Raw genomic sequence first — 23,034 nt, 5'->3', positions numbered from 1 at the left:
ACCGTAGTCCCGCGAGGACTTATAAATTTGAAGAATGATGAAGCACCTACTTTACATATTCTTGGTTTTGGCGGCTTTGTTCGCAGCGATCTATTTACTGCCCGAGCGCTCCCCCTTATTTGAGTATTACAGACTGAGGCCTATTTTTGAGATCTCCTCTATCCTGCTGCTAATCGTTGTCTTATACCTGTACCGGCGGGAGAAGAGGCAAGTCAAGATGATCTTCTCCCGTTTGTCTCAAAAGAATTTCTTCTTGGATTTGGCCATACAGTGTGGAGGCATATACATCTGGGAATTCAAGGATGAGGAGTTCTTTTTCAAGTATCCTGTCGGTGACCAGCCGTCGCGAATCGAGTTGGAGGAGATGTGGAAATTGATACATCCCGATGATCTCATCGCTTTCAAGCTGCAGAGGCAATCCTTATGGAAGGCGGACAAGGAGGTATTCCAATGCCGTGCCCGCTTCGCCGGATCTAATTATGAATGGTGGGAATTCCGCTTTAGCGCCATGCCTGCGGTAGATAATGCGGAGGGAGGTAAAGACGTGAGTGGTATACTTATCAATATCAATGACATGAAGAAACGGGAAAAAGAGCTTATCCTCATGAGGGGGTATGAGCAAAAGTTCTTGGCGAACATGAGCCATGAGATACGTACGCCGCTGAACTCTATCGTAGGCTTCTCGAACCTGCTGGCCTCGGAGAAGGACTTAGACGAGGCCGACAAGCAGCTGTTTGCCAAGACGATCAATCAGAGCTGCGATCTGTTGTTGGTGCTCATCAATGATATTCTGGAGGTTTCGAGACTTCAATCGGGACAAATGAAATTCGAGAAAGAGAGCTGCTCCGTCAAGGAGTTGGTCGACGATCTTTACCTCGCCCATCAGTTATTGGTCCCCACCCACCTACGATTCTCGAAAGAGGCGGAGGGAGATTTGTTTATCTATACGGATAAAAAGAGACTTTCGCAAGTTATAACCAATTTCTTGACAAACGCTTGTAAATTCACGAATAGCGGATATATAAAGTTGGGATTTAAGCATCTGAGGGGGACGGATGAGGCGGCGATTTTTGTCGAGGATTCCGGGATCGGTCTATCGGAGGAGGAACAAGAGAAGGTATTCAGCCGTTTTTTCAAGCAAGATGAATTCAGCCAAGGGGCCGGTCTAGGGTTGTCTATCTGCCAAGGAATCGTACAAAACTTGGGGGGACGGATAGCGCTGAGTTCTAAGCAGGGAGAAGGAAGCCGCTTCTCGGTCGTGCTGCCGGTATACAAGGGGGGATAGTGGAGCGGGAAGCGGATGTCTTGCCGACCCTAGACGGGATTCTCATTTTATTCCTCTTTTTGCTCGATTTTTGTGGATTTACCTCTTTGGGTTATAATGACGATAATTCCATTGCTAGCTTTAGGCCCCCATATGGCAGCGTCTGATCCTTTTAGTAAAAATATCTCTTCTATGTCGTTAACGGGGTAATCTAGGATGTCGAAATCGATAAAAGGCGTGTCATCGATCACGACTAGGGGTTTCCCTTCATTTTTTGATCTAAAGGAAGTTATCGCGTCACGGAGTACCGGATAATATTTTTGCTTAACGTCATCGAAGATAAATTTAACCCCGCTAAAGCGAGATAATAACGATTTCATCTCATTTATATGCCACCGTTCTATATCTTGGGAGCTATAAATACGGCTGGAAGCTTGGACAGGCGAATAGAGTCCTTGATTCTGTTTTTCTTTCTTGAATGCCTTGATTTCTACATTCTCCAACTCGATGGTCTTCCATATATCATCATCTGGCCTTTTATCAGGTTCCGATTGTTCCTGGTCGATTGTTAAAGTCTTGGCCAAAGTATCCAATACGAGATTCTTCCGTATGGAGTCGGTTCCCGGATCGTTCATGATAGGAAGTAGCCTTATCTTGAAGTCCGGAGGCAAAGATTGGAGTGATGAGATATTTTCTAGCTTGAAAAACGGTCGCCCGGAAAGTAGATCGCCATTACTATCTACTAAAAGAAAACTAGACAGTCCGGTCTTGATGTTTTTTTTCTCGAATACGATCCATCTCCTTGAGAAATCCCAAATGTCTTTATAAACGATGGAGTCTTCGGATTGTAACAGTATATATAAAGTGTCTTTAAATTGCAAATGCTCTGGTTTTGAGACCGAGACTAATATTTGGTCTTCTTTGAAATGTACTTTTATCCCTATTGATAGGGTTGCGGCAGGTAATATAAAGCTTTTTTCTATACCTTCTGTGCTTTTACAGTTCAGATAATAGCTCCTTCCTTCATTTGGGTAAATATTGAAATATCCTAATCCGTTATATAAGGATTTTACGTTTTGTACAATATTACCTCTGTCATCCACGATCTCTCCTGAGATATCTAATGTTTTACCATCTCTGCTTTCTGCCTTGAATGCGACTACGCAGGCGGTATTTAATATCAATCGGCCCCCTTCCGGATAGAATGAGACTGTGTAAGCCTCATTTCCCTCCTTGATATCCGGATTTGATGCGGTCGATTTATCCCCGTGAAGCAATGGGAGAAAGAAAACTAGAACGTTTAATATCAGATGGTACATGATTTTTATTTAGTTTTTTTATTGTAAACTATGTCATTGCCTTTAGGAAATCTATGATATCCGTTGCTATGGGAAAAACGGTTGATGATCATTCTTCGCTCTAAATGTAACAAAAGAATTTATAAACTTAGGACTAAAATACATATATTATGATGTATATTGCTGAAATAGACCTGAAAAAGAAGAAACGACAACTTATTCCCTTGATGCGGATATGTCTCTTTGGCTATGTTGACGGCAAAAGAAAGAACCTGGAAAAAAATTGTACCTTTGCTTTTATAAATATGACAATATATGGCATTGAAACTTATCCATACCGCCGACTGGCATCTGGGCCAGACCTTTTTCGGCTACGACCGGGAGGCTGAACACGAGGCTTTCCTCGGTTTTCTGACAAATCTTTTGGTGGAGCGGCAGACGGATGTCCTGTTGATCGCCGGCGACGTGTTCGACGTGACGAACCCTTCCGCCGGGGCGCAACGCCGTTTCTATCGTTTCCTGCGGGAGGCGAATCGCCTGAATCCGGGCTTGCAGATCGTGATCATCGCCGGCAACCACGATTCTGCGATCCGTCTGGAAGCCCCGAATCCCTTGCTGGAGGAATTGAATACCTCGATTGTCGGTATCGTGGGGAGGACGGATTCCGGGGAGATCGACCTCGCCTCGCTCGTCGTCCCTTTAAGGAACCGGGCGGGAGAGCGGGAGGCGCTTTGCCTGGCGGTGCCTTTCCTCCGCCAAGGGGATTACCCGGCGGCGCCCGAGGGAGAGCCCGACTCGTATGTGGCGGGTATCGGCCGGATGTACCGGCAGCTCTACGCTTATGCGGATGCCCGGAGGAATCCCGGCGAGGCGATCGTAGCCTTGGGACACCTCCACGCTACCGGAGCCGAGTTGTCGGACGACGACCGGAGCGAGCGCGCCATCATGGGAGGTCTGGAGTCCGTATCCGCGGATACCTTCGACGCCGGGATCGCTTATACGGCGCTGGGGCATATCCATAAAGCGCAACGGATCGGCGGGCGCGAGGCGGTACGTTACGCCGGAAGCCCGCTTCCCATGTCGTTCTCGGAGAAGAATTACCGGCATCAAGTGATAGCCGTAGCGGTCGAGGAGGGGAAGGTCGCTGGTATCGAGGCGATCGAGATCCCAAGAGTTGCGGACTTGCTGCGTATACCGGACAGCCCGTTACCTCCGGAGGAGGTCTTGCGATGCCTCGCCGGGCTTCCGGAGCCGGAGGAGGGCAGGGAGGACGAGAGCCGCTGGCCTTACGTGGAGATACGGGTCCTGCTGACGGAGCCGGACCCTACGTTCCGCCATCGGGTAGAGGAGGCGTTGGTCGGGAAGGCGGTCCGCCTCACCTCCATCGTTCCTTCGTATCCCCGGCGGGAAGGGGAGGCGGAGGAGAGGACCTTATCGTATAACGATTTGCAAAAGATAGCCCCGCTGGATATGCTGAGGCATACGTTTGCCGTGAAATACGGAGGCGAGTTGCCCGAGGAGATAGAGACATTGTTTAATGAGGTGATGAGGGAGGTTTCTTTATGAGAGTGCTGGCGATCAGAGGACGCAATCTGGCGTCGCTGGAAGGAGAGTTTTCCATTGATTTTACGGAAGAGCCTTTGGCTTCGGCGGGTATCTTCGCTATATCCGGGCCTACGGGGGCGGGAAAATCCACGTTGCTGGATGCCATGTGCCTCGCCCTTTTCTCCCGTACGCCGCGAACGGAGCTGGCGAGGGAGAATAACGTGCGGCTGAGGGACGTGCAAGAGGAGGTGTTGCCGCAAAGCGACCCCCGCTTCCTCTTGCGCCGCGGGACGGCCTCGGGCTACGCCGAGGTGGATTTCGTGGCGCTGAACGGGTGTCGGTATCGCGCCCGCTGGTCCGTATCCCGGGCCCGGGAGAAGGAGAGTGGACGTTTGCAGGCCGCTCGCCTTACATTATATAATATAGATGCCGGTAAAGAGGAGCCGGGAACCAACAAGGACCTGCAAGCCCGTATCATCGAGCTGATCGGCCTGACTTTCGATCAGTTCACCCGCTCGGTGCTCTTGGCCCAGAACGATTTCTCTACCTTCCTGAAAGCGGAGCAGGGCGAGAAGGCCTCCTTGCTGGAGAAACTGACCGGTACGGAGCAATACTCGGAGATCTCCCGCCGGATCTTCGCCAAGAACGCCGAGGCGAAGGAGGCCTACGAGCAGCTATACGCCCGCGTACAAGGCATAGAGCTTCTATCGGAGGAGGAGGTGGAAGCCTCCCAAACCCGCCTTTCGGTCTTGGAGGGGGAGCTGGCCCGTCTGGAGAAGGCGAGGGCCGAGCGGCAAAGCTTGCGGGAGGCCGTGAAAGCGGCCGAGGTCCAGATCGCCTCGAAGGAAAAACAGCGGGAGGAGAACGCCCGTTTCTTGGAACGGGCGTTGGCATCGCTGGAAACCGCAAGGAAGGAGTATGAGCAAGGGGAGGTGCGATTGGCGAGGACGGATGAGGAATCTAAGCGTCTGCGACTGGAATTGCAACAGGCCCGGAAACTGGACGTGCAACTGGAATCGGCCTTGAAAGCCCGCTCCGAGGCCGATGAACGGATGAAAGACTTCTCCCGGCGGAAGCAGGAGGCGGAAGAGAAACTCAGGAAGGTGGAAGAGCGGCAGAAGAAAGCCTCGGAGGAATGGGACAAGCTGACGTCGTGGCGTGAACGCTACCGGAGCAAGGAGGGGATCGCCGAGCAACTGTCGGCCTTGCTGATCCATCTGGATACCTGCCTCACGGCTCGCCGGGCAGCCGAGCGGTCGGACAAGGCCTTGCTAGCTATCCGACAGAAAATCCAGCGGTTGGAGGTGCGAGGACAGTCCTTGCGGCGGGAGGCGGAGACGCACGCCAAGGAACAGGTAAAGATTGAGGAAGAGCGGAAGTCCGTAGCGCTAGCCCTCAAGGAATTGGAACCGGAGGCTTTGGATCGATCGATCGAGACCTTCCGTACGGAACGGGAGCGTTTATTGTTGGAGCAAGCCCAGTTCGTGACGACTGGCGATATCAAAAGCCTGCGGGACAAGCTGATCGCCGGAACGCCTTGCCCGGTCTGCGGAAGCCTTGAGCATCCTTTCGCCTCTCACGAGGCGCATGAGCGTCTGTTGGCCTTGGCGGATCACATCTCGGAAGCTACCCTGCGCCTCAAGCGGCTTCTCGACCGGAAAGAACGGCAGGAGGCCTGCGGGAAACAACTCGCCGCCCTGCAACAGAAAGAACTGGAGCTGCATAAACAACTCGCTGCGGACGAGAACGCACGGACGGAATTAAGGAACCAGCTACAATCCCTGTCCGAGCAAATCGACCGGGAAGAACTGGATAAGCGGGAGCAGCAGGAGAAGCTGTCCCAATCCCTATCCGCCGCCAACGCCCTGTTCGGGAACGACGCATGGCAGACGGGCTGGAACAAGGAGCCGGAAAGCTTCCGGGAGACCTTGACGGATTTCGCCCGGCAGTGGCAAGCCAACGGGGAACGCTTGCGGGAATTGGAACGGGAGCGGAGCGCCTATAAAGCGGAACGGGAGTCGTACGAGGCTTTCCTCCCTCCCTTGCGCAAGCAGTACGAGGACGCCGCGAAAGCCTACGACGAGAAGAATCAATCCTATACCCGCTTGCGTTCGGAGCGGAATCTCCTGCTGGGAGGCCAGCCCGCCGACCAAGTGGAACGTACCTTCCACGAACGGGTGGAAGCCTTGAAGAACCATTTGAAGCAGCTGCAAGAGAGTACGACGAAGCACGCCGGCGAGGTGGAGCAATACCGGGGGATTACGGAACAGATCAAGAAGGATCTGGCGGAGACTTCCGGTCTCCTTTCCGCACGCCGGCAGGAGCTGGATAACTGGATGGTCGCCTATCAAGAGAACTCCGAGGGGAAGACGCTGGAGGAATCTCTGTCGGAAATGACGGCCCAAAAGTCTGAATGTAGTTTCCGTCTGCGTACGCACGAGGAGAATAAGCGGAAGATAGCCGGCTTCCAGCAAGAGCTCTCGGAGCGGAGGGCGATGAGCGAGCGTTGGGCGAAGCTGAATGAATTGGCAGGCTCGGCGGATGGCGCCAAGTTCCGTAGGATCGCCCAAGGCTACACCTTGGATGTCTTGTTGAGTTACGCGAATGTGCAATTGCGGCAACTATCCCAGCGTTACCGGTTGGAGCGTGTGCCGGATACCTTGGCTTTGCAGGTGATCGACCAAGATATGTGCGACGAGATCCGTACCGTGCATAGCCTTTCCGGAGGGGAATCTTTCTTGGTCTCGCTGGCCTTGGCGCTAGGCTTGTCCTCTCTCTCCTCGAACCGGATGAAGGTAGAGAGCCTGTTTATCGATGAGGGCTTCGGCTCTTTGGATGCGGAGACGTTGCGGGTCGCTATGGATGCCTTGGAGAGCCTACGTACGCAAGGGCGCAAGATCGGCGTTATCTCGCACGTACAGGAAATGACGGAACGTATTCCCGTACAGATCCGGGTGAGCCGGGCGGGAAACGGACGGAGTTATCTGGAAGTCATATAGCTTTACCAGCCATTGTGATGGATCTGTTGGACGTTGTATTTGTTTTTGGGAGTCTCTTTCTGCATGGGGTATCCCACAGGTATGACGTTCAACGGCATGATATGATCCGGTAGCCGAAGCTCTTTCCGGACGATCTCAATCCGGTCCGGATAGGGGTAAACAGCCGTCCATACGGCTCCCAATCCCATGGATTCGGCGGCAAGTAGCAGGTTTTGCGAGGCGGCGGAACAATCCAGAAACCAAGCGTTGGAGGATTTGATCGTATCGCCGCAAACGACGATCGCTTGCCTTGTCTCTTTCAGCATCCGGGCGAAGGGAAGGCCTTCGGCCATCGCATCCAAGGCTTTCCGGTCGGTTACGATAATGAATTCCCAAGGTCGCCTGTCACGGGAGGAAGGGGCGGCCATTCCGGCTCGTATCAGTTTGTCTATCTTTTCCTTTTCTACCGGGCGATCCTTATACTTACGTACGCTTTTGCGATTGAGTATCGTTTCCAAGGTCTGGTTTTCCGGTTCCTGCCGCTGGTTCCCCGTAGAGGAGCAGGCCATGAGGAAAACGGTGATCAAGAAGAAAAGACAGATTCTCATAAAGACGGGTTTATATGGTTTATAACGGATTATTTACTTAATATCAACGTAGAAGGCATCTTCTGCAAGGCTTCTTTCCGGTGCTCGGAGACATCGTTCCATGTCTTATAACTGATCAGCATGAAGTTGAAGCCGTTGAAAGACTGGGGCGTAAGGTCTTTCTCTCGTAGAAGCGTGGTCTGCTTCACGTCTTCCGTGAATCGCAGGATTCCTTCCTTGATCACCTCGTTCCCCGGGGTCGTGCTGCTGGATTTATCAAGTACGCTGGCCGAGCCGTGTGTAGACTTCAATAAGGTCTGGGCGTATCCCAACAGGAATAAATCCTCCTCGGAGTCGATGACCACGATTACGTTCGATGCCTTGACGAAATTCCGGTTCACGAATACACCTACCGGGCAATTGCTTTGCTCGATAAACATCTTCGTCTTGTCTTTCAATAAGGCACCCGGATAAAACCAGGATTCCGGAGCCTTGAAGCGTTTGAAATAACGGTTGTAGAACGAGGCCCGATAATGGCTTGCCGCTATATCGTCCGGTGTGTTGCTCATCGATATCCCGGAACCGACCAGAAGGAAATCGTACCCCTCATTGTTTACGATGCTACAAATATCCACTCCGGCGTTGTTCGATACCTCGTAGCGGGTCTGTATCTGAATGCCCAGCTTCTTGGCCCCGTAAAGGATCGGGCCGAAGCTGACTTCCTCGAAATTATCCGTGTGTAGCGGGTTTACATCCGAGCCAACCGTCAAATGCAGTGCCGTCAGCTCCAGTTTGTTTTTGCCTTGGGCGAACATCTGGTAGGCTACGTCCAGCATGATCTGTCCATTTCCGGCTCGTCCGAAGGACAACAGTACCTTGAATATCCCCTCTAATGGCATTCTCTCTTTTTGCTCCATCAACTTGTCATGCGCCCGGTAACAGAATTTGATGAATGAGACCAACGGTGTTGTCATAAAGGTGGTGACCAGCGTCATTAGCACTAAGATCACGAATACGGAAGGTGTCAATATCCCCATCTCGTACCCGATCGTCAATACGACCAGCTCCATCAACCCGCGGGTATTCATGAGCGCCCCTATGTATAGGCTATCCTTCCAGCTCTCACCCACGAATCGGGCGGAGAACATCGCTCCCCCAAACTTTCCTGCGATGGCCACGACTATGAAGATAAGGCATAGCCACCATAACTCAGGCTTGTTTAGAAGACCTAGTTCCGTACGTAATCCGGTAGATACGAAGAATAAGGGAAGAAATAGAGCAAGGGATACATCCTCTACTTTCTCGGTCATGATCTTGCGGAATTTGACATTTCCCGGCATCACCACCCCTGCGATAAAAGCGCCGAATAAGGCATGCAATCCCAATATCTCAGTCAGATAAGCCGAGGTGATCAATAGCAAGAAGATGAAAGCTACTAGCCCCTTGTCGATTACCTCCTTGTTGTGGTAAATATGTCCGATCATCCGCAGGAATGGCCGCACCGCCAAAAACATAAACACTATGTAAAGGACTGAGAATAAAATGTTGTAAACGGCACTTAACATCGAACCCGCTTGTGCGATCGCTATGACAACCGCTAGCAAGCACCATGCGGTGATATCCCCATTCGCCGCGCTTGCCAACGAGATGGTACCCAAATGTGTCTTGGTAAGTCCTTTCTCTTGGATAATACGTGCCAATACGGGAAAGGCGGTAATACTCATGGCGATACCTATAAACAAGGCGAAAGAGAGGAAAGGCGTACTCTTATCCGCATATTTGTCGTACACGAAATAGGCGGTCAGCATACCGAAAAAGAAGGGGACGATCGTACTGGTATGACTGATTAAGATCGTCTCTTTCAGCTTTTTCCTTACCTCGGAGATGTTAAGTTCCATCCCGATAGCGAACATAAAGAGTATAAGTCCGAATTGACTCAGCATATTTATATTCACCAACGATTCCACAGGGAAAAGGAAGGCGGAAGCCTCCGGGAATAAATTGCCTAATACGGACGGCCCTAGCACGATTCCGGCAACGATCTCGCCGATGACGGTGGGTTGCCCGATCTTCTGGAATAACCAACCGAACAAACGGCACGTAAGCAATATCGTGATGATTTGTAAAAGCAGAATTCCTATGGAAGACTCGATATTATGTACTAATAATTGAGTAAATATGGTAAATCCCTCTTCTAAATTACTAGGTGCGTTTTGGATGGACGCAATCGAATTTTCCAGTTGCTGACTTTCCCCTTCTTTGGCGATAAAGTACATCAGCGAACCGAAAATGAGGATCATCATTAGGTAAAAGGCTATACTTTTTGTTCCTTTGCTCATCTTTGTACGGTTTACCGCGAATATAAGAAATATCCTAATATTATCAATGGGTATGTTTTTTTCTTTTATCTTTGCCGAGAACCAAATTATAATAAATCATGGAGTCTCTAAATCTGATAAAAAATGACCCGTGGCTGGCCCCTTATGAGGCGGCTATAGAAGGCCGGTATCAATACGTGATTGATAAAGAAAAGAGCCTGACGAATAATGGTAAACTAACCTTATCCGAGATGGCTTCCGGATATCTTTATTTTGGGTTACACAAAACCACGAAAGGCTGGGTGTTCCGTGAATGGGCGCCGAATGCTACCGCTATTTATTTGATTGGAACATTCAACGGATGGCAGAAAGATAATAAATACAAGCTTAAACGTAAGGCGAATGGCGTATGGGAGATCGCTTTGACCGATGCGCAGATGTATCATGAGGACTTGTTTAAGTTGCTGGTCGAGTGGGACGGCGGTAGCGGAGAACGTATTCCCGCATGGACTCGCCGGGTGGTGCAAGATGAGCAATCTAAGATATTCAGCGCTCAAGTATGGAACCCGGAGAAACCTTATAAATTCAAGAATAAACGATTCAAACCTAAGAAGTCTCCCCTTTTGATCTACGAGTGCCATATCGGTATGAGCACCAACGAGGAGAAGGTGGGGACGTATAATGAATTCCGTCAAAATATATTGCCTCGTGTAGCGAAGGATGGTTATAACGCCATTCAGATCATGGCTATACAAGAACATCCTTATTATGGATCGTTCGGCTATCACGTAAGTAGCTTCTTCGCCGCCTCTTCCCGTTTCGGTACGCCGGACGAGTTGAAACAACTGATCGATGAGGCGCACGGGATGGGTCTCGCCGTGATCATGGACATCGTACATAGCCACGCCGTAAAGAACGAGGTGGAGGGATTAGGCCGCTTTGACGGTTCGTATGACCAATATTTCCTGAGTGGCGAACGCCGTGAGCATCCGGCATGGGATTCCCTGTGCTTCAATTATGGAAAGAACGAGGTGCTTCATTTCTTATTGTCGAATTGTAAGTTCTGGCTGGAGGAGTATAAGTTCGATGGTTTCCGTTTCGACGGCGTGACCTCCATGCTTTACTACAGCCATGGCTTGGGCGAGGCTTTCTGTAATTACGGCGATTATTTTAATGGCCACCAAGATGGCGACGCTATCGCTTATCTAACCTTGGCCAATAAATTGATCCATGAGGTGAATCCGGGCGCTATAACGATCGCCGAGGAGGTGAGTGGCATGCCGGGTTTGGCGGCTAAGATAGAGGATGGTGGTTATGGCTTTGATTATCGCATGGCTATGAACATCCCGGACTATTGGATCAAGACGATCAAGGAAAAGAAAGATGAGGATTGGCATCCGTCTTCGATCTGGTGGGAGACGACGAACCGTCGTGCCGATGAGAAGACGATCAGTTATGCCGAGAGCCACGATCAAGCCTTGGTGGGTGATAAGACGATCATCTTCCGCTTGATCGACGCCGATATGTATTGGCATATGCAAAAAGATGACCATAATTTCATGGTAGATAGAGGTATCGCCTTGCATAAGATGATCCGTTTGGTTACGGCTTCTACTATTAATGGCGGTTATCTGAACTTTATGGGAAATGAGTTCGGGCATCCGGAATGGATCGACTTCCCGAGGGAGGGCAATGGATGGTCTTATAAATACGCTCGCCGCCAATGGGATTTGGTGGACAACTTGGATTTGAAGTACCATTTCTTGGGCGATTTCGACCGTGAGATGTTGGAATTGATCGGGGATGTGAAGAATTTCCAAGATACCCCTATCCAGAAGGTTTGGGATAATGATGGCGATCAGATATTGGCTTATATGCGTAAAGACTTGGTTTTTGTGTTCAACTTTAGCCCGACGAAATCGTTCACGGATTACGGTTTCTTGGTTCCGAAGGGAGAATATGAGGTCGTATTGAACACCGACGCTACCCGTTTCGGGGGGTTTGGCTTGGCTGATGATACCATAAGGCATTTCACGCAATTTGATCCGTTATATAAGAAAGAAAAGAAAGAATGGCTGAAACTTTATATCCCGGCACGTAGCGCCGTCGTATTAAGGAAAGTGAAGGTCAAAAAGTAAAACTCTATACACAAAACACGTTATGTTATATCCATTTACATTTAAGCCGATCCTCAAGAAGGTGATTTGGGGCGGTTCAGATATCTGCCCGTTTAAGGGTATTACTCCGGTTGAGAATGGTGTAGGCGAGAGCTGGGAGCTTTCTCATGTTGAGGGAAATTATTCAATCGTCGATAATGGCGAGTTGGAAGGTAAGTCTTTGGATGAGTTGATCCGCTCTTATGGCAAGGAATTGCTGGGAGAGAAGGTGATGGAGAGATTCGGGACGACTTTCCCGTTGCTAATCAAGTTTATCGATGCCCGTGATAATTTATCTATTCAAGTTCACCCGGACGATGAGCTGGCGAAAAAGCGCCACAACTCTTTCGGTAAGACGGAGATGTGGTATGTGATCAAGGCAGAGAAAGGCGCTGGCTTGTATTCCGGTTTCTCTGAGCAAATCGACGCAGAGGAATACGTGAAACGGGTGGAGAACAATACGATCATGGATGTGCTTCAACGTTACGACGTAAATGAAGGTGATGTATTTTTCTTGCCGGCGGGACGTGTGCATGCGATCGGAGCGGGTTGTTTTATCGCCGAGATCCAGCAGACCAGCAACATCACGTATCGTATTTACGATTACAACCGTAAAGATGCGAACGGTAATGGCCGTGAGTTGCATACGGAATTGGCGAAAGACGCTATCGATTATACGTTGTATCCGGATTACCGTACTCACTACAAAGGTCATACGAATGCCACGGTAGAGTTGGCGGACTGTAAGTATTTCACGACAAACCTTTTGGATCTGGATACGATTATGGTTCGTAATTTCTCGGAACTGGATTCTTTTGTCGTTTACATCTGTATGGCAGGCAAGGCTTCCATCCGTGATAATAAAGGAAACGAGATCTTTGTTCACCAAGGTCATACTGTCTTGATCCCTGCGGATACGGAGGTAATAACCATCTCTCCGGCTCCGGGCGCTAAGTTCATGGAGACTTATATCGGTCAATAAGATCACTCACTAAAATAATAATGAAGGCGGGAACATGCTGTTTCCGCCTTTTTTATTATCTTTTTCGGCAAACGCAGTCCACCAGATGATCGTTGATAAATCCCGAAGCCTGTAGGTGGGCGTAACAAATTGTGGCTCCGAAGAATTTGAATCCTCGTTTCTTCATATCTTTGCTCATGGCTTCGGATTCGGGAGATGATACCGGAATCTCACTCAATGACTGAAAGGTGTTGATAATCGGTTTTTGGTTAGGAAAGAATGATAGGGTGTAATTATAAAAGCTACCGAACTCTTTCTGTATGGAGAGAAACTGCCTTGCGTTTGTGATTGTCGATTTAATTTTCTGACGGTTTTTCACAATTCCCTCAAACTGCATCAACCGTTCAACATCTTCATCGGTCATTTGCGCCACTCTTTCGATATCAAAATCACAAAATGCCTTGCGATATCCCTCACGCTTCCTAAGGATAGTTATCCAACTTAACCCGGCTTGAGAACTTTCCAGCACAAGAAACTCGAACAGTGTTTTATCGTCGGTCACCAACTTCCCCCACTCTTGATCATGGTATCTCATATACAACTCGTCAGTTCCGCACCAACCACAACGTCCGTTTATTATATCTTGCATAATCATAACACATTTAGTACGCCGTAAAGATAGTGGATTCACAGTGTCGAGCCAAGCTTTAATAAAAAACTATCTATTGTGGATACAACATTTTATGACAAAATTCATTTCATTTTTTTCGTATTCGGAGTGTTTTGCGTTTTCTTTTTCAACTAGCCTTCATTGAGTCCCGATAGCAACTGTTCAAGTTCTTCTTTAGTACATTTTTCAGCTAAGTCTTTAAAGCACCAAGGATCTTTTGCGTTTATATCCTGATATGAGTACACAGCTCTTGCCCTACATCCTCCTCTACACCAAATATAATATTCACAAGAATAGCATTCACTATTACCGGCTAAGTCTCTTTTACTAATAATTGGATTGGCATTATCCCACTGATATAAAAGCCCATTGTTTCTTATATTATCAACACTTCTTGATTCAAAACGACCGTAAGTCATTACACAGTCTTGGATATTCCCAAATGGGTCAATATAAACACTAGTGTAACCTCCACTTCCGCCAAAACCCGTATAGACAGGGATAAACCTTGAAATACCGATTGTCTTTTTACTAAATCTATAAAATTTATTTCTTGGATTCGCATCTTTATGTACAGAAAGATCGATGTCTATCGTAGAATTTATTTTGTTCTTAATATTAAGCAAAAATACAAGGTATTCTTTATAATCAATTAGTAGGTTTTTATTTTTAACTGCGTTTCCAGCTGGTAAAATTGGACGAACTTTAATTCCTATTCTACCTCTCCCTATTTCTGTCACTAGATTAACAATCTCATTAAACTGATCAATATTTATTGAGGTTGCCGTATACCGTACATAGACAGGGAAGTTGGCATATTCTCCGAGTAGTTGTAAGTTTGTTATTAAAGGGTTCCAAAAGGCTCCTTGTCTCAATAATGAGTATGCCTTTTTATCTGCTCCCTCCATGCTCACGCTTAAATATCCAATATTCCCCAGCGAATTCAACTTGGAAATAATCTCTTCATTAACAGCAATGCCATTTGTAAATATATACAATTGAATACCTTTGTCATTTGCGTACGTAAACACCTCAAACCAATCGGATCTCATAAAAGGCTCTCCACCACCTATGAACAACTCCATGCAACCATGATCGTTCATTTCGTCTATTAAACTTTTAATTTCCGGCGTGGAGATAGGTTCGCCACCTTTTCTTCCTAATGAATAAATTTGTGTAAAGAAACAATGGTTACATTTAGTATTACACTTTTCGCTCAATGCTAAATGAACTCTTAAAGGAAAACCGGGATACCCATCCCGCACATTATAGGGCGTCAGTCTATAGTTATTATTAATTGACAAATCACCTTTTTCAAGTTTTCCCTCGTTTTCGATTTTGTAAAAGTCGCCTAGTGAGATCATATAGTAATCTTTATGTATTGAATCCCATACAATCCCGCCGAAAAATTCTTTACGAATAATATACCTTATATCATTCTTAGTTAACATTGTCTTTGAATTTCCGATGAATTGACCGCTTGTTCCTTAATCAGATTGTCTAGCAATTTCATGAGTTCTCTTTCCTGCCGCTCCTGCTGTCTTTTCTTAACCGATTTTTTTTGTTTCTTTGCCATATTTAATTAGATGTAATTTGAGATAAGTACTTGTTTTGTTGCTTCCCAAGAAAGTTCATTGATTTCTTTTTTAAATTCTCTATGAAGACCTAGAAATGATCGTCCATTATTAAATTCTTTTTCAATTTTTTGTTTATAAAGTGTATTTTGTAAAGCAAAAGAAACAGCAGGTTTATAGTATTTGTCCCACAGCAATTTTAAGTCGGGACCACCGTTTCTACATGTGAACCACTCATCAAAAACTAATGACCAATATTGATTTAAAAGAATGTCAAGTTGCTTATTATCAATTGTATTATCTGATCTTGCTGTTAGTTTACTGATTTAGACTTGTATCTCTCGTAACTTTTTTTGGAATTCAGAATGAAAGGACATTTGCCTAGATAGCCTGTCATTTTCTAAACGAAATTCAAGAATTTTTAATTGTTTCTCTGCATTTATTGTTTGCTTTGATAAATAAAGAGTATGTTTTATATAAATAATAACTGTCAATAGTGCGATAAATGCAGTGATAATGTTGGCTATAGCAGAAAGTAAAATTGGATCTATTGTGTATTGCCCTTGAGGTGTCTGCTCTGTTTGTGCATAAACTGTACTTGTAATTAGCAATGCAGCAATTACAAGCATGAAAATTCTCACCAACGTTGAAACCATTTTTGTAATTTTGAAAATTTCCTTACTCTTCATAATTCTTGCATCTTTAGACTATAATTTATACCAAATTGTCATTTCAGGCATTTTCTTTACTGTGCTTTCATTCGCTTGTAGATAACGCTTGAATATACACAATTTTTTATAAGATATACGTATTATGCAAAAATACTAATTACTAAGGAATCTATTTAAATTTTTCTTGTTTTTTTATTCAGCTTCTTTTGAGTTTAATCCCGGCCTGCTTTCTCTTAGGGACCGAAAATGTGGACTTACCCGTATTAGAGGATGTAAAAGCATGGTCTATATCCGGAGATCGGATTGTGATCGCCAGTGATGAAATGGTTTATGTGATAGGTCTATAAAAAACAGCTAATAGAAAGAGATGGCAAGCGATTTTGCCATCTCCTTTTATCTCCTTTTTATATCTTTTTGGTTATTGCTGATTTTTCGGATAGGGATAAAAAGACAATCCGTTATACATAAATCGATAAGTAGGGACATCAACGCCGAGCTTCTCCGCTTGACGAATTACATATCCTGTCAATGTTTCCAACTCTGTTTTTTTCCCGGCGAGAAAATCACTATGCATGGAAGTCGTGGAGCCGGCCGGCATCATCTTTTGCGTCTCGATGGAAGTATAGACGATGTCATCGGGTAAACGGACTCCCATAGCCTCCGCTACGCTTTTTAATTCCGTACCCAAAGCGATGAACAGGTCGATATGTTGGGCTAGTACTTCATCAATGGGCTGGTTGAAGAAACTCGTAGCCGTAGCCGCCGTAGAGATCATGAAGAATTTCTTCCAGATGCGTAGGTCTATATCCGCTGGATTAAAAGCGTTTAACCGGGCATACATAAGTAATTTAAGCAACTCGGTTTGCTTATCTTTGTTTGCATCTTTGTTGCCGAAGAAAATACGTTCTTTCAAGGAGAATTTCTCGATAACACCCGGCTCTGTCAAGCGGGAACCGATGTAAACACATCCTTTCCAGACCTCTTGTTCGGGTAGTATATTATGGATTCGTTCTTCGATATCCAATCCGTTTAGCAAGGGGATGATAACGGTCTCAGGTCCGATAACAGGCTTTAGCTGCTGGATGTTTTCTTCTAGATCGTAACTTTTTGTACAACAGAAAAGGTAGTCTACCGGCCCTATCTCGGCGGGATTATCGGTGGCTAGTGCCGGAGCCGTATGGATTGTCCGGATGCCTAGTTGCATTTGTAAACCGTTTTCACGGATAGCCTTTAGATTTTCTCCACGGGCGATAAAAAAGATATCTGCTTTTATTGTTCCTTGATAGCGGGCGGCGACCATACCTCCGTAATAACCACCCACCGCACCGATACCAGAAAACGCTATTCTTAATTTAGCCATACTATTATATTCCTTTTATTTGCAAATATGAGAAAAAAAAGGCTCTCATTTATATCAGTTTCAGTTCTTTTAGTAAATCCGGAATGGATTGTTCGAAGTTCACGCCAAAGCGATAATCCGTTTGCGCCTTGAATGTTCGAAGAATACTTTCTGTCGTAAAGCGAACGGCTATTTCCGCAGATCTCTCCAAGTTGAAATTATTTAACAAACCGGATAGTAAAGCACTTGCGAAAACATCTCCCGTACCATGATAATAACCGGGTATTTTCTCTGTTAAAACATACTCTGTCGCATTTCGTTCCATATCGAAAGTGGCGGCTCCCAGTTCTTTCTCGTCGAAATAGACACCGGTCAAGACAACTTGCTTAGGGCCTAGCTGACTTAGTTTATGTAAAATACCATCGATATAAGCTTTGGTATAGGGACCTGCTTGGTAGGGTTCGCCCAACAATAATGCGGCCTCCGTCAGGTTCGGTACGATAATGTCCGCTTTTTCACAAAGGGATCTCATTCCTTTGGCGAATTTAGGGGTGAATATCTTGTATAGTTCTCCGTTATCGCCCATGACAGGATCGACTAGAATCAGGTTATCTTTCCGCTTGAAAAGGGAGAAGAACTCTTTTACGATATCTAATTGCTCGAAAGATCCAAGAAAGCCGCTGTAGACGGCGTCGAAACGGATATCCAATTCTTTCCAATGCTTCATGAACGGACGCATATCTTCCGTCAAGTCTCTATAAGTATAGCCGAGAATACCTCCTGTGTGTGTAGAAAGTATGGCCGTAGGTAAGGCGCTTGTCTCTATTCCTGCCGCCGAGAGGATCGGGAGGGCAACTGTCAATGAACATTTGCCAAATCCCGATAGGTCATGAATGGCGGCTACTCTTTTTTGTTGTTCCTTATTCATCTTGAATCGATTAAAATGTGATAGGAAAACAAGAGCGGATCGGGAAAGGTTTATTTTACTTTCCTAGAAATAGTTCCATGTCTTCGTCCACGCTACCTATTCCGGCGATCCCGAAATTATCGACCAATACTTTGGCTACATTCGGCGACAAGAACGCTGGCAATGTCGGTCCTAAGTGAATGTTTTTTACGCCTAGGTAGAGTAGGGCGAGTAATACGATTACCGCTTTTTGCTCGTACCATGCGATATTGTATGCGATAGGTAATTCATTGACATCATCCAGCCCGAAGATCTCTTTTAACTTGAGGGCGATCATCACCAATGAGTAACTGTCATTACATTGTCCGGCATCTAATACCCGTGGAATACCTCTGATCTCCCCCAAAGGCAGTTTGTTGTAACGATATTTGGCACAACCGGCGGTTAATATGACGGTATCTTTCGGTAATTTCTCGGCGAATTCGGTATAGTAGCTACGGCTCTTCATTCTTCCGTCGCAACCTGCCATGACAAAGAATTTACGTATCGCTCCTGATTTTACGGCATCGATAACCTTGTCGGCTAATTGGAATACCTGCTCATGAGCGAATCCACCGATGATTTCTCCGTGTTCGATTTCCGTTGGAGGGGCGCATTTCTTTGCGTGTTCGATTAACGCAGAGAAATCCTTAGAGCCTCCGGGCTTACGATCGGCGATATGTGGGAATCCTTCGAACCCGGTAGAGCCGGTCGTATAGACCCGATCGGCATAAGTGGCGGAAGAACGGGGAGGGACAAGGCAGTTGGTCGTAAACAGGATAACTCCGTTGAATGTCTCGAAATCAGATGTTTGTTTCCACCAGGCGCTACCGTAGTTTCCTACAAAATGCTTATACTTCTTGAAAGCCGGGTAATAATGTGCAGGAAGCATCTCGCTATGTGTATAGACATCTATGCCTGTACCTTCGGTTTGTTCCAGCAAGTCTTGAATGTCTCTCAAGTCGTGCCCACTGATAAGTATACCCGGGTTCTTTCCTACGCCGATATTCACTTTCGTAATTTCCGGGTTGCCATAGGTGGAAGTATTCGCTTTATCTAATAAGGCCATGGCTTTTACTCCGTATTCGCCGCAGGTGAGTACCCATCGGGTTAAATCGGCGACGGTCAGGTCCGATTGAGTCGTTGCGACCAAGGCGTCTTGGATAAAGGCATAGAGGCTGGTATCCTCGAAGCCTAGATTGTAAGCGTGTTCCACGTAGGCAGCCATACCTTTTACCCCATAAGTGAGTAATTCTCGTAGAGAGCGGATATCCTTGTTTTCTGTGGCGAGAATACCTACTTCTTTCGATTTGACCTCCATTTCCTCTACTTTGTCCGATTTCCAAGTCAGACAATCGCAGGTTAAGGATGGATGGATTCCCTGTCGATGTAGCTCGTCGAGAAGGTTCTCCCGTAGCTGATAGGCTTCTTTGATCTTTGAGACGAATCTGGATGAATCGAAATTGGCGTTTGTGATGGTCATGAAAAGTCCGTCGACGATGAACTTATTGGCCGTGGCTGATTCCACGCCTCGCTTGCGTAAAGTCGTTGTTAGTTTGGAGATTCCCTTCATTAAGTACATCAGTAAATCTTGTAATCCGGCCACTTCGGCGGTCTTACCACATACACCTTTTAATATACAGCCCTTTCCTTGGGCGGTTTCTTGACATTGATAACAGAACATAGCTTTTATTTTATAAGTTTATCGCGAATGTAGGGGATAGAAGATCGTTTAACCTGTAACAGTTGTTACACTCTTTGATTATTTTCTTTATCTTTATCCGCAAAAGGAAGTTTTATGAATCTGAGTTTGTGTCCTATTTGCGGAAAATTGTCTGAGGAAGAGCAAACCGCTCTTTTCAGTTCGTTGGATTATTCGACAAGGTCGTTTAAGAAAGGTGACTGGGTGGCTCGTCAGGGAGATGCCTTATCTTCGCTTTATCTATTGAGTAAAGGACGAGTAAAGACTGAGATGATCACCGAAAGCGGGACAATTTTGGAAGTGGAGACTTTATCGGCGCCTACTCCTTTGGCCTCCGCATTTTTGTTTGCGGAAAATAATCGCTTCCCGGTAGATGTTATCGCCTTGGAGGAATGCGAGATCATTTTAATACCTAAGAATGCGGTGATGCGTTTGCTGGCGACAAACGAGCATTTTCTTCAAAGCTATATGGCTTTTAACGCCAACCGGACACAATTTCTTTCTGAACGTCTTCAATTATTATCGATTAAGACCATTAAAGGTAAACTGGCTTACTATATACTTAAACGTATTCAAGGAGACCATTATAAGCAGGATCGTAATCAAACAGAGCTTTCGGAATATTTTGGAGTGGCCCGTCCTTCATTGGCCCGTAGTTTCTCGGAAATGATAGAGGAAGGGGCTATTTCCCGGGAAGGGAAAATAGTTGATATGAATAAGCTGAAAAGCTACGTGCTTTGAAAATCCATCTACGAATGTACTTGTTCTCGAAACAACTTCCTCTCTATATATGTTACTAGAGTAGATGATTTTTCATTCGACATGGTTATGATGATAAATGAATTAAATACAGGCTTGATTGAAGCTTTAAAAGAAAAACTTCCCCCTAAGACAAATTTGGCGAATCTGTTGATGGATACCCTTTATATTGGCAGAGAAGCCATTTATAGGCGCTTACGTGGCGAGGTTCCTTTCACCTTGGAAGAGGCAGCTCTTATCTCAAGGAAATTGGGTGTGTCATTGGATAAAATAGTAGGGGTTAGTTTTAGTGCCAATGCCGTGTTCGACTTGAATGTGGTAGATCACGATGATCCTTTTAATGCTTATTTTACGATCTTGTCTAGATATGTGAAGATCTTTAGGGCCTTTCAGGATGATCCTACTACGGCTTTGGGTACCTCTTCCAATACTATTCCTCAGACCCTTTATTTGAAGCATGACCTTTTGTCAAAGTTTCGTTTATTTAAGTGGATGTATCAGAATAAGCATATCCAATGCAATCATTTTGAGAATCTGAAGATACCGGAAAAACTGGTTGATACCCAAAGAGAATTTGTATCGTTGACACAGTATATCCATTCTACGGATTATATTTGGGATAATATGATCTTCCATCATTTGGTCAATGACATTAAATATTTCTCCGATATCCATCTTATTTCCTGTGAGGATATACAACGTATCAAAGAGGAGTTATTAGTGTTGGTGGATGAATTGGAAGAACTTGCCATGAGAGGAAAGACCGAGGCTGGCAATAGTGTACGAATTTATGTATCGCATATTAACTTTGAGGCTACGTATAGTTATCTGGAAACAAGATCTTTGCAGTTAAGTATGATACGGGTTTACTCGATAAATTCTATTACGACACAGGATTCTGAGATGTTTAATAGCTTGAAAGACTGGATTCAATCTTTAAAAAAGTTCTCTACCATGATCTCCGAGAGTGGAGAGATGCAACGTATCCAGTTTTTCAATAGACAAAGGGAGATTATAAATACGCTTTAGGGTTTGAACCTGTTTCGATAAATGAAACAACCTAGATCTTCCGATTGTGCGATTCGAAATTTATAGGTGCTTTTTTTGTTTAATTTCGTTTTCTATCTTTTTCTGTCTGTGTTTGCTTTAATTAGAAAAGGAACAATTCTCATAGGCTTGCTTTATCGTACAAAACTATCGTTTACATGTTTTACATTTGCCAAATGTATCAAGGAATATTAATAGTTGGAAATAAGGTATAAGGCAATGAAAGATAGTATTGTAAATGAATTGATAACTGCAATGAAAGATAGGCTTCCTCCCGGACAAAATCTTGCTAATTTCTTGACGGATACTTTATGTATCGGGAGAGAGGCGGTGTACCGCAGGCTTCGGGGAGAGGTCGCTTTTACGATTGATGAGGTTGCGCAAATTTCCTATAAGTTAGGGATCTCCATAGATCAGATCATAGGAAATCACTTGCATAATAGAGTGACTTTCGATATGAACTTGCTCCGGTCTGCCAATGCGATAGAAAGTTATTATGAGATTATTGATCGTTACTTACGGATATTTGACTATGTGAAAGGAGATAAGAGTACGGAGGTTTGTACGGCATCGAATGTTTTGCCTTTTACGCTTTATTCCTCTTTTGAATATCTGTCTAAGTTCCGTCTTTGCCGCTGGTTATATCATCATGGACAGATAAAGACTCCAAATTCTCTATATGGGATGGTGGTGGAAGAACGAATTATAAATGTACATAAAAAATTAAGTTATAGCGTAAAGAATTGTCCGAAAACCAGTTTTATCTGGGATATGAATATTTTTGTTTCTTTCGTGAAAGAGGTCCAATACTTTGCTTGCCTGAATTTGATATCGAAAGAGGATGTTCTGTGCTTGAAAGAGGAACTTTATCAATTACTTACTCATATGGAGGCTTTATCTATCACAGGAGAGTTCAGTGAGGGCCATAAGGTGTTTTTCTACTTATCAAGCATTGATTTTGAGGCAACCTATACTTATATAGAGAAGCTGGATTTCCAAATTAGTATGCTACGAGTTTATTCAATCAATTCTATGGACTCCCAAAGTCCGCAGATTTGTAAAATGCAACGAGATTGGATTCAGGCATTGAAACGCCATTCTATCCTAATATCCGAAAGTGGAGAGGCACAACGTATCGATTTTATAAAAAGACAGAGATCGGTTATTGATATATTATAATTATAGATAAGACGAAATATAACGGACCTAATTTCTACAT

18 protein-coding genes are annotated in these 23,034 nt (G+C 45.5%); 8 read left to right on the top strand and 10 right to left on the bottom strand.

The window, feature by feature from the left end:
• Positions 1 to 37: 37 nt before the first annotated feature.
• Complete coding sequence (locus D7V92_RS19735; RefSeq protein ID WP_121773601.1) at positions 38 to 1,285, top strand: sensor histidine kinase KdpD; 1,248 nt, start codon at positions 38 to 40, stop codon at positions 1,283 to 1,285.
• 47 nt (positions 1,286 to 1,332) lie between these two features.
• Here the strand turns inward: D7V92_RS19735 and D7V92_RS19730 are convergent, their stop codons facing one another.
• Positions 1,333 to 2,583: a TonB-dependent receptor gene (locus D7V92_RS19730; RefSeq protein WP_121773600.1), complete on the bottom strand. Its 1,251-nt coding sequence runs from the start codon at positions 2,581 to 2,583 to the stop codon at positions 1,333 to 1,335.
• 294 nt (positions 2,584 to 2,877) lie between these two features.
• On the opposite strand from D7V92_RS19730, the gene D7V92_RS19725 reads away from it, so the two are divergent.
• Together D7V92_RS19725 and D7V92_RS19720 are read left to right on the top strand one after the other, a co-directional pair.
• Complete coding sequence (locus D7V92_RS19725; protein WP_121773599.1) at positions 2,878 to 4,128, top strand: exonuclease SbcCD subunit D; 1,251 nt, start codon at positions 2,878 to 2,880, stop codon at positions 4,126 to 4,128.
• Positions 4,125 to 7,106 (top strand): SbcC/MukB-like Walker B domain-containing protein, encoded by a 2,982-nt coding sequence (locus D7V92_RS19720; protein ID WP_121773598.1) that lies wholly within the window; start codon positions 4,125 to 4,127, stop codon positions 7,104 to 7,106. Before D7V92_RS19725 ends, D7V92_RS19720 begins: the two co-directional genes overlap by 4 nt.
• A gap of 2 nt (positions 7,107 to 7,108) precedes the next feature.
• Here the strand turns inward: D7V92_RS19720 and D7V92_RS19715 are convergent, their stop codons facing one another.
• Together D7V92_RS19715 and D7V92_RS19710 are read right to left on the bottom strand one after the other, a co-directional pair.
• Positions 7,109 to 7,693 (bottom strand): nitroreductase family protein, encoded by a 585-nt coding sequence (locus D7V92_RS19715; RefSeq protein ID WP_022192728.1) that lies wholly within the window; start codon positions 7,691 to 7,693, stop codon positions 7,109 to 7,111.
• A 29-nt stretch (positions 7,694 to 7,722) separates the two neighbouring features.
• Positions 7,723 to 10,011, bottom strand: a complete 2,289-nt coding sequence (locus tag D7V92_RS19710) for a cation:proton antiporter (RefSeq protein ID WP_121773597.1) — start codon at positions 10,009 to 10,011, stop codon at positions 7,723 to 7,725.
• 98 nt (positions 10,012 to 10,109) lie between these two features.
• On the opposite strand from D7V92_RS19710, the gene D7V92_RS19705 reads away from it, so the two are divergent.
• Both D7V92_RS19705 and D7V92_RS19700 read left to right on the top strand, forming a co-directional pair.
• Complete coding sequence (locus D7V92_RS19705) at positions 10,110 to 12,128, top strand: alpha amylase C-terminal domain-containing protein (protein ID WP_022192727.1); 2,019 nt, start codon at positions 10,110 to 10,112, stop codon at positions 12,126 to 12,128.
• 22 nt (positions 12,129 to 12,150) lie between these two features.
• Complete coding sequence (locus tag D7V92_RS19700; protein ID WP_121773596.1) at positions 12,151 to 13,128, top strand: type I phosphomannose isomerase catalytic subunit; 978 nt, start codon at positions 12,151 to 12,153, stop codon at positions 13,126 to 13,128.
• 55 nt (positions 13,129 to 13,183) lie between these two features.
• On the opposite strand, the gene D7V92_RS19695 is transcribed toward D7V92_RS19700, so the two are convergent.
• The 7 genes from D7V92_RS19695 to hcp form a co-directional block, all read right to left on the bottom strand.
• Positions 13,184 to 13,756 (bottom strand): DNA-3-methyladenine glycosylase I, encoded by a 573-nt coding sequence (locus D7V92_RS19695; protein ID WP_036610691.1) that lies wholly within the window; start codon positions 13,754 to 13,756, stop codon positions 13,184 to 13,186.
• Between the two features lie 152 nt (positions 13,757 to 13,908).
• Entirely contained in the window at positions 13,909 to 15,228 is a 1,320-nt protein-coding gene (locus D7V92_RS19690) for a radical SAM protein (RefSeq protein WP_121773595.1), read from the bottom strand.
• Positions 15,222 to 15,353 (bottom strand): hypothetical protein, encoded by a 132-nt coding sequence (locus D7V92_RS22650; protein WP_255202274.1) that lies wholly within the window; start codon positions 15,351 to 15,353, stop codon positions 15,222 to 15,224. The genes D7V92_RS19690 and D7V92_RS22650 overlap by 7 nt, the downstream gene beginning before the upstream one ends.
• Positions 15,354 to 15,677: 324 nt before the next feature.
• Entirely contained in the window at positions 15,678 to 16,040 is a 363-nt protein-coding gene (locus D7V92_RS19680; protein ID WP_121773593.1) for a hypothetical protein, read from the bottom strand.
• Positions 16,041 to 16,440: 400 nt separating this feature from the next.
• On the bottom strand, positions 16,441 to 17,382 hold the full coding sequence (locus D7V92_RS19675; RefSeq protein ID WP_121773592.1) for a ketopantoate reductase family protein: 942 nt from the start codon (positions 17,380 to 17,382) through the stop codon (positions 16,441 to 16,443).
• Between the two features lie 49 nt (positions 17,383 to 17,431).
• Positions 17,432 to 18,289 (bottom strand): pyridoxamine kinase, encoded by an 858-nt coding sequence (locus tag D7V92_RS19670; RefSeq protein ID WP_121773591.1) that lies wholly within the window; start codon positions 18,287 to 18,289, stop codon positions 17,432 to 17,434.
• Between the two features lie 55 nt (positions 18,290 to 18,344).
• Positions 18,345 to 19,991 (bottom strand): hydroxylamine reductase, encoded by a 1,647-nt coding sequence (gene hcp, locus D7V92_RS19665; protein ID WP_036610443.1) that lies wholly within the window; start codon positions 19,989 to 19,991, stop codon positions 18,345 to 18,347.
• A 114-nt stretch (positions 19,992 to 20,105) separates the two neighbouring features.
• On the opposite strand from hcp, the gene D7V92_RS19660 reads away from it, so the two are divergent.
• The 3 genes from D7V92_RS19660 to D7V92_RS19650 all read left to right on the top strand — a co-directional run bounded on the left by D7V92_RS19660 (position 20,106) and on the right by D7V92_RS19650 (position 22,994).
• Complete coding sequence (locus D7V92_RS19660; RefSeq protein WP_005866248.1) at positions 20,106 to 20,750, top strand: Crp/Fnr family transcriptional regulator; 645 nt, start codon at positions 20,106 to 20,108, stop codon at positions 20,748 to 20,750.
• 87 nt (positions 20,751 to 20,837) lie between these two features.
• Positions 20,838 to 21,797, top strand: coding sequence for a hypothetical protein (locus tag D7V92_RS19655; protein WP_036610694.1), 960 nt, complete (start codon positions 20,838 to 20,840; stop codon positions 21,795 to 21,797).
• Between the two features lie 237 nt (positions 21,798 to 22,034).
• The gene (locus D7V92_RS19650) at positions 22,035 to 22,994 is read left to right on the top strand and encodes a hypothetical protein (RefSeq protein WP_008774203.1); all 960 of its coding nucleotides are present in this window, start codon (positions 22,035 to 22,037) and stop codon (positions 22,992 to 22,994) included.
• Positions 22,995 to 23,034 lie beyond the last annotated feature (40 nt).

Origin of the sequence: Parabacteroides sp. CH2-D42-20, assembly GCF_003670185.1 — a bacterium.
Lineage (GTDB): Bacteria > Bacteroidota > Bacteroidia > Bacteroidales > Tannerellaceae > Parabacteroides > Parabacteroides distasonis.
The sequence above is the reverse complement of the archived record's forward strand: the minus strand, read 5'-3'. Positions and strand labels throughout refer to the sequence as shown.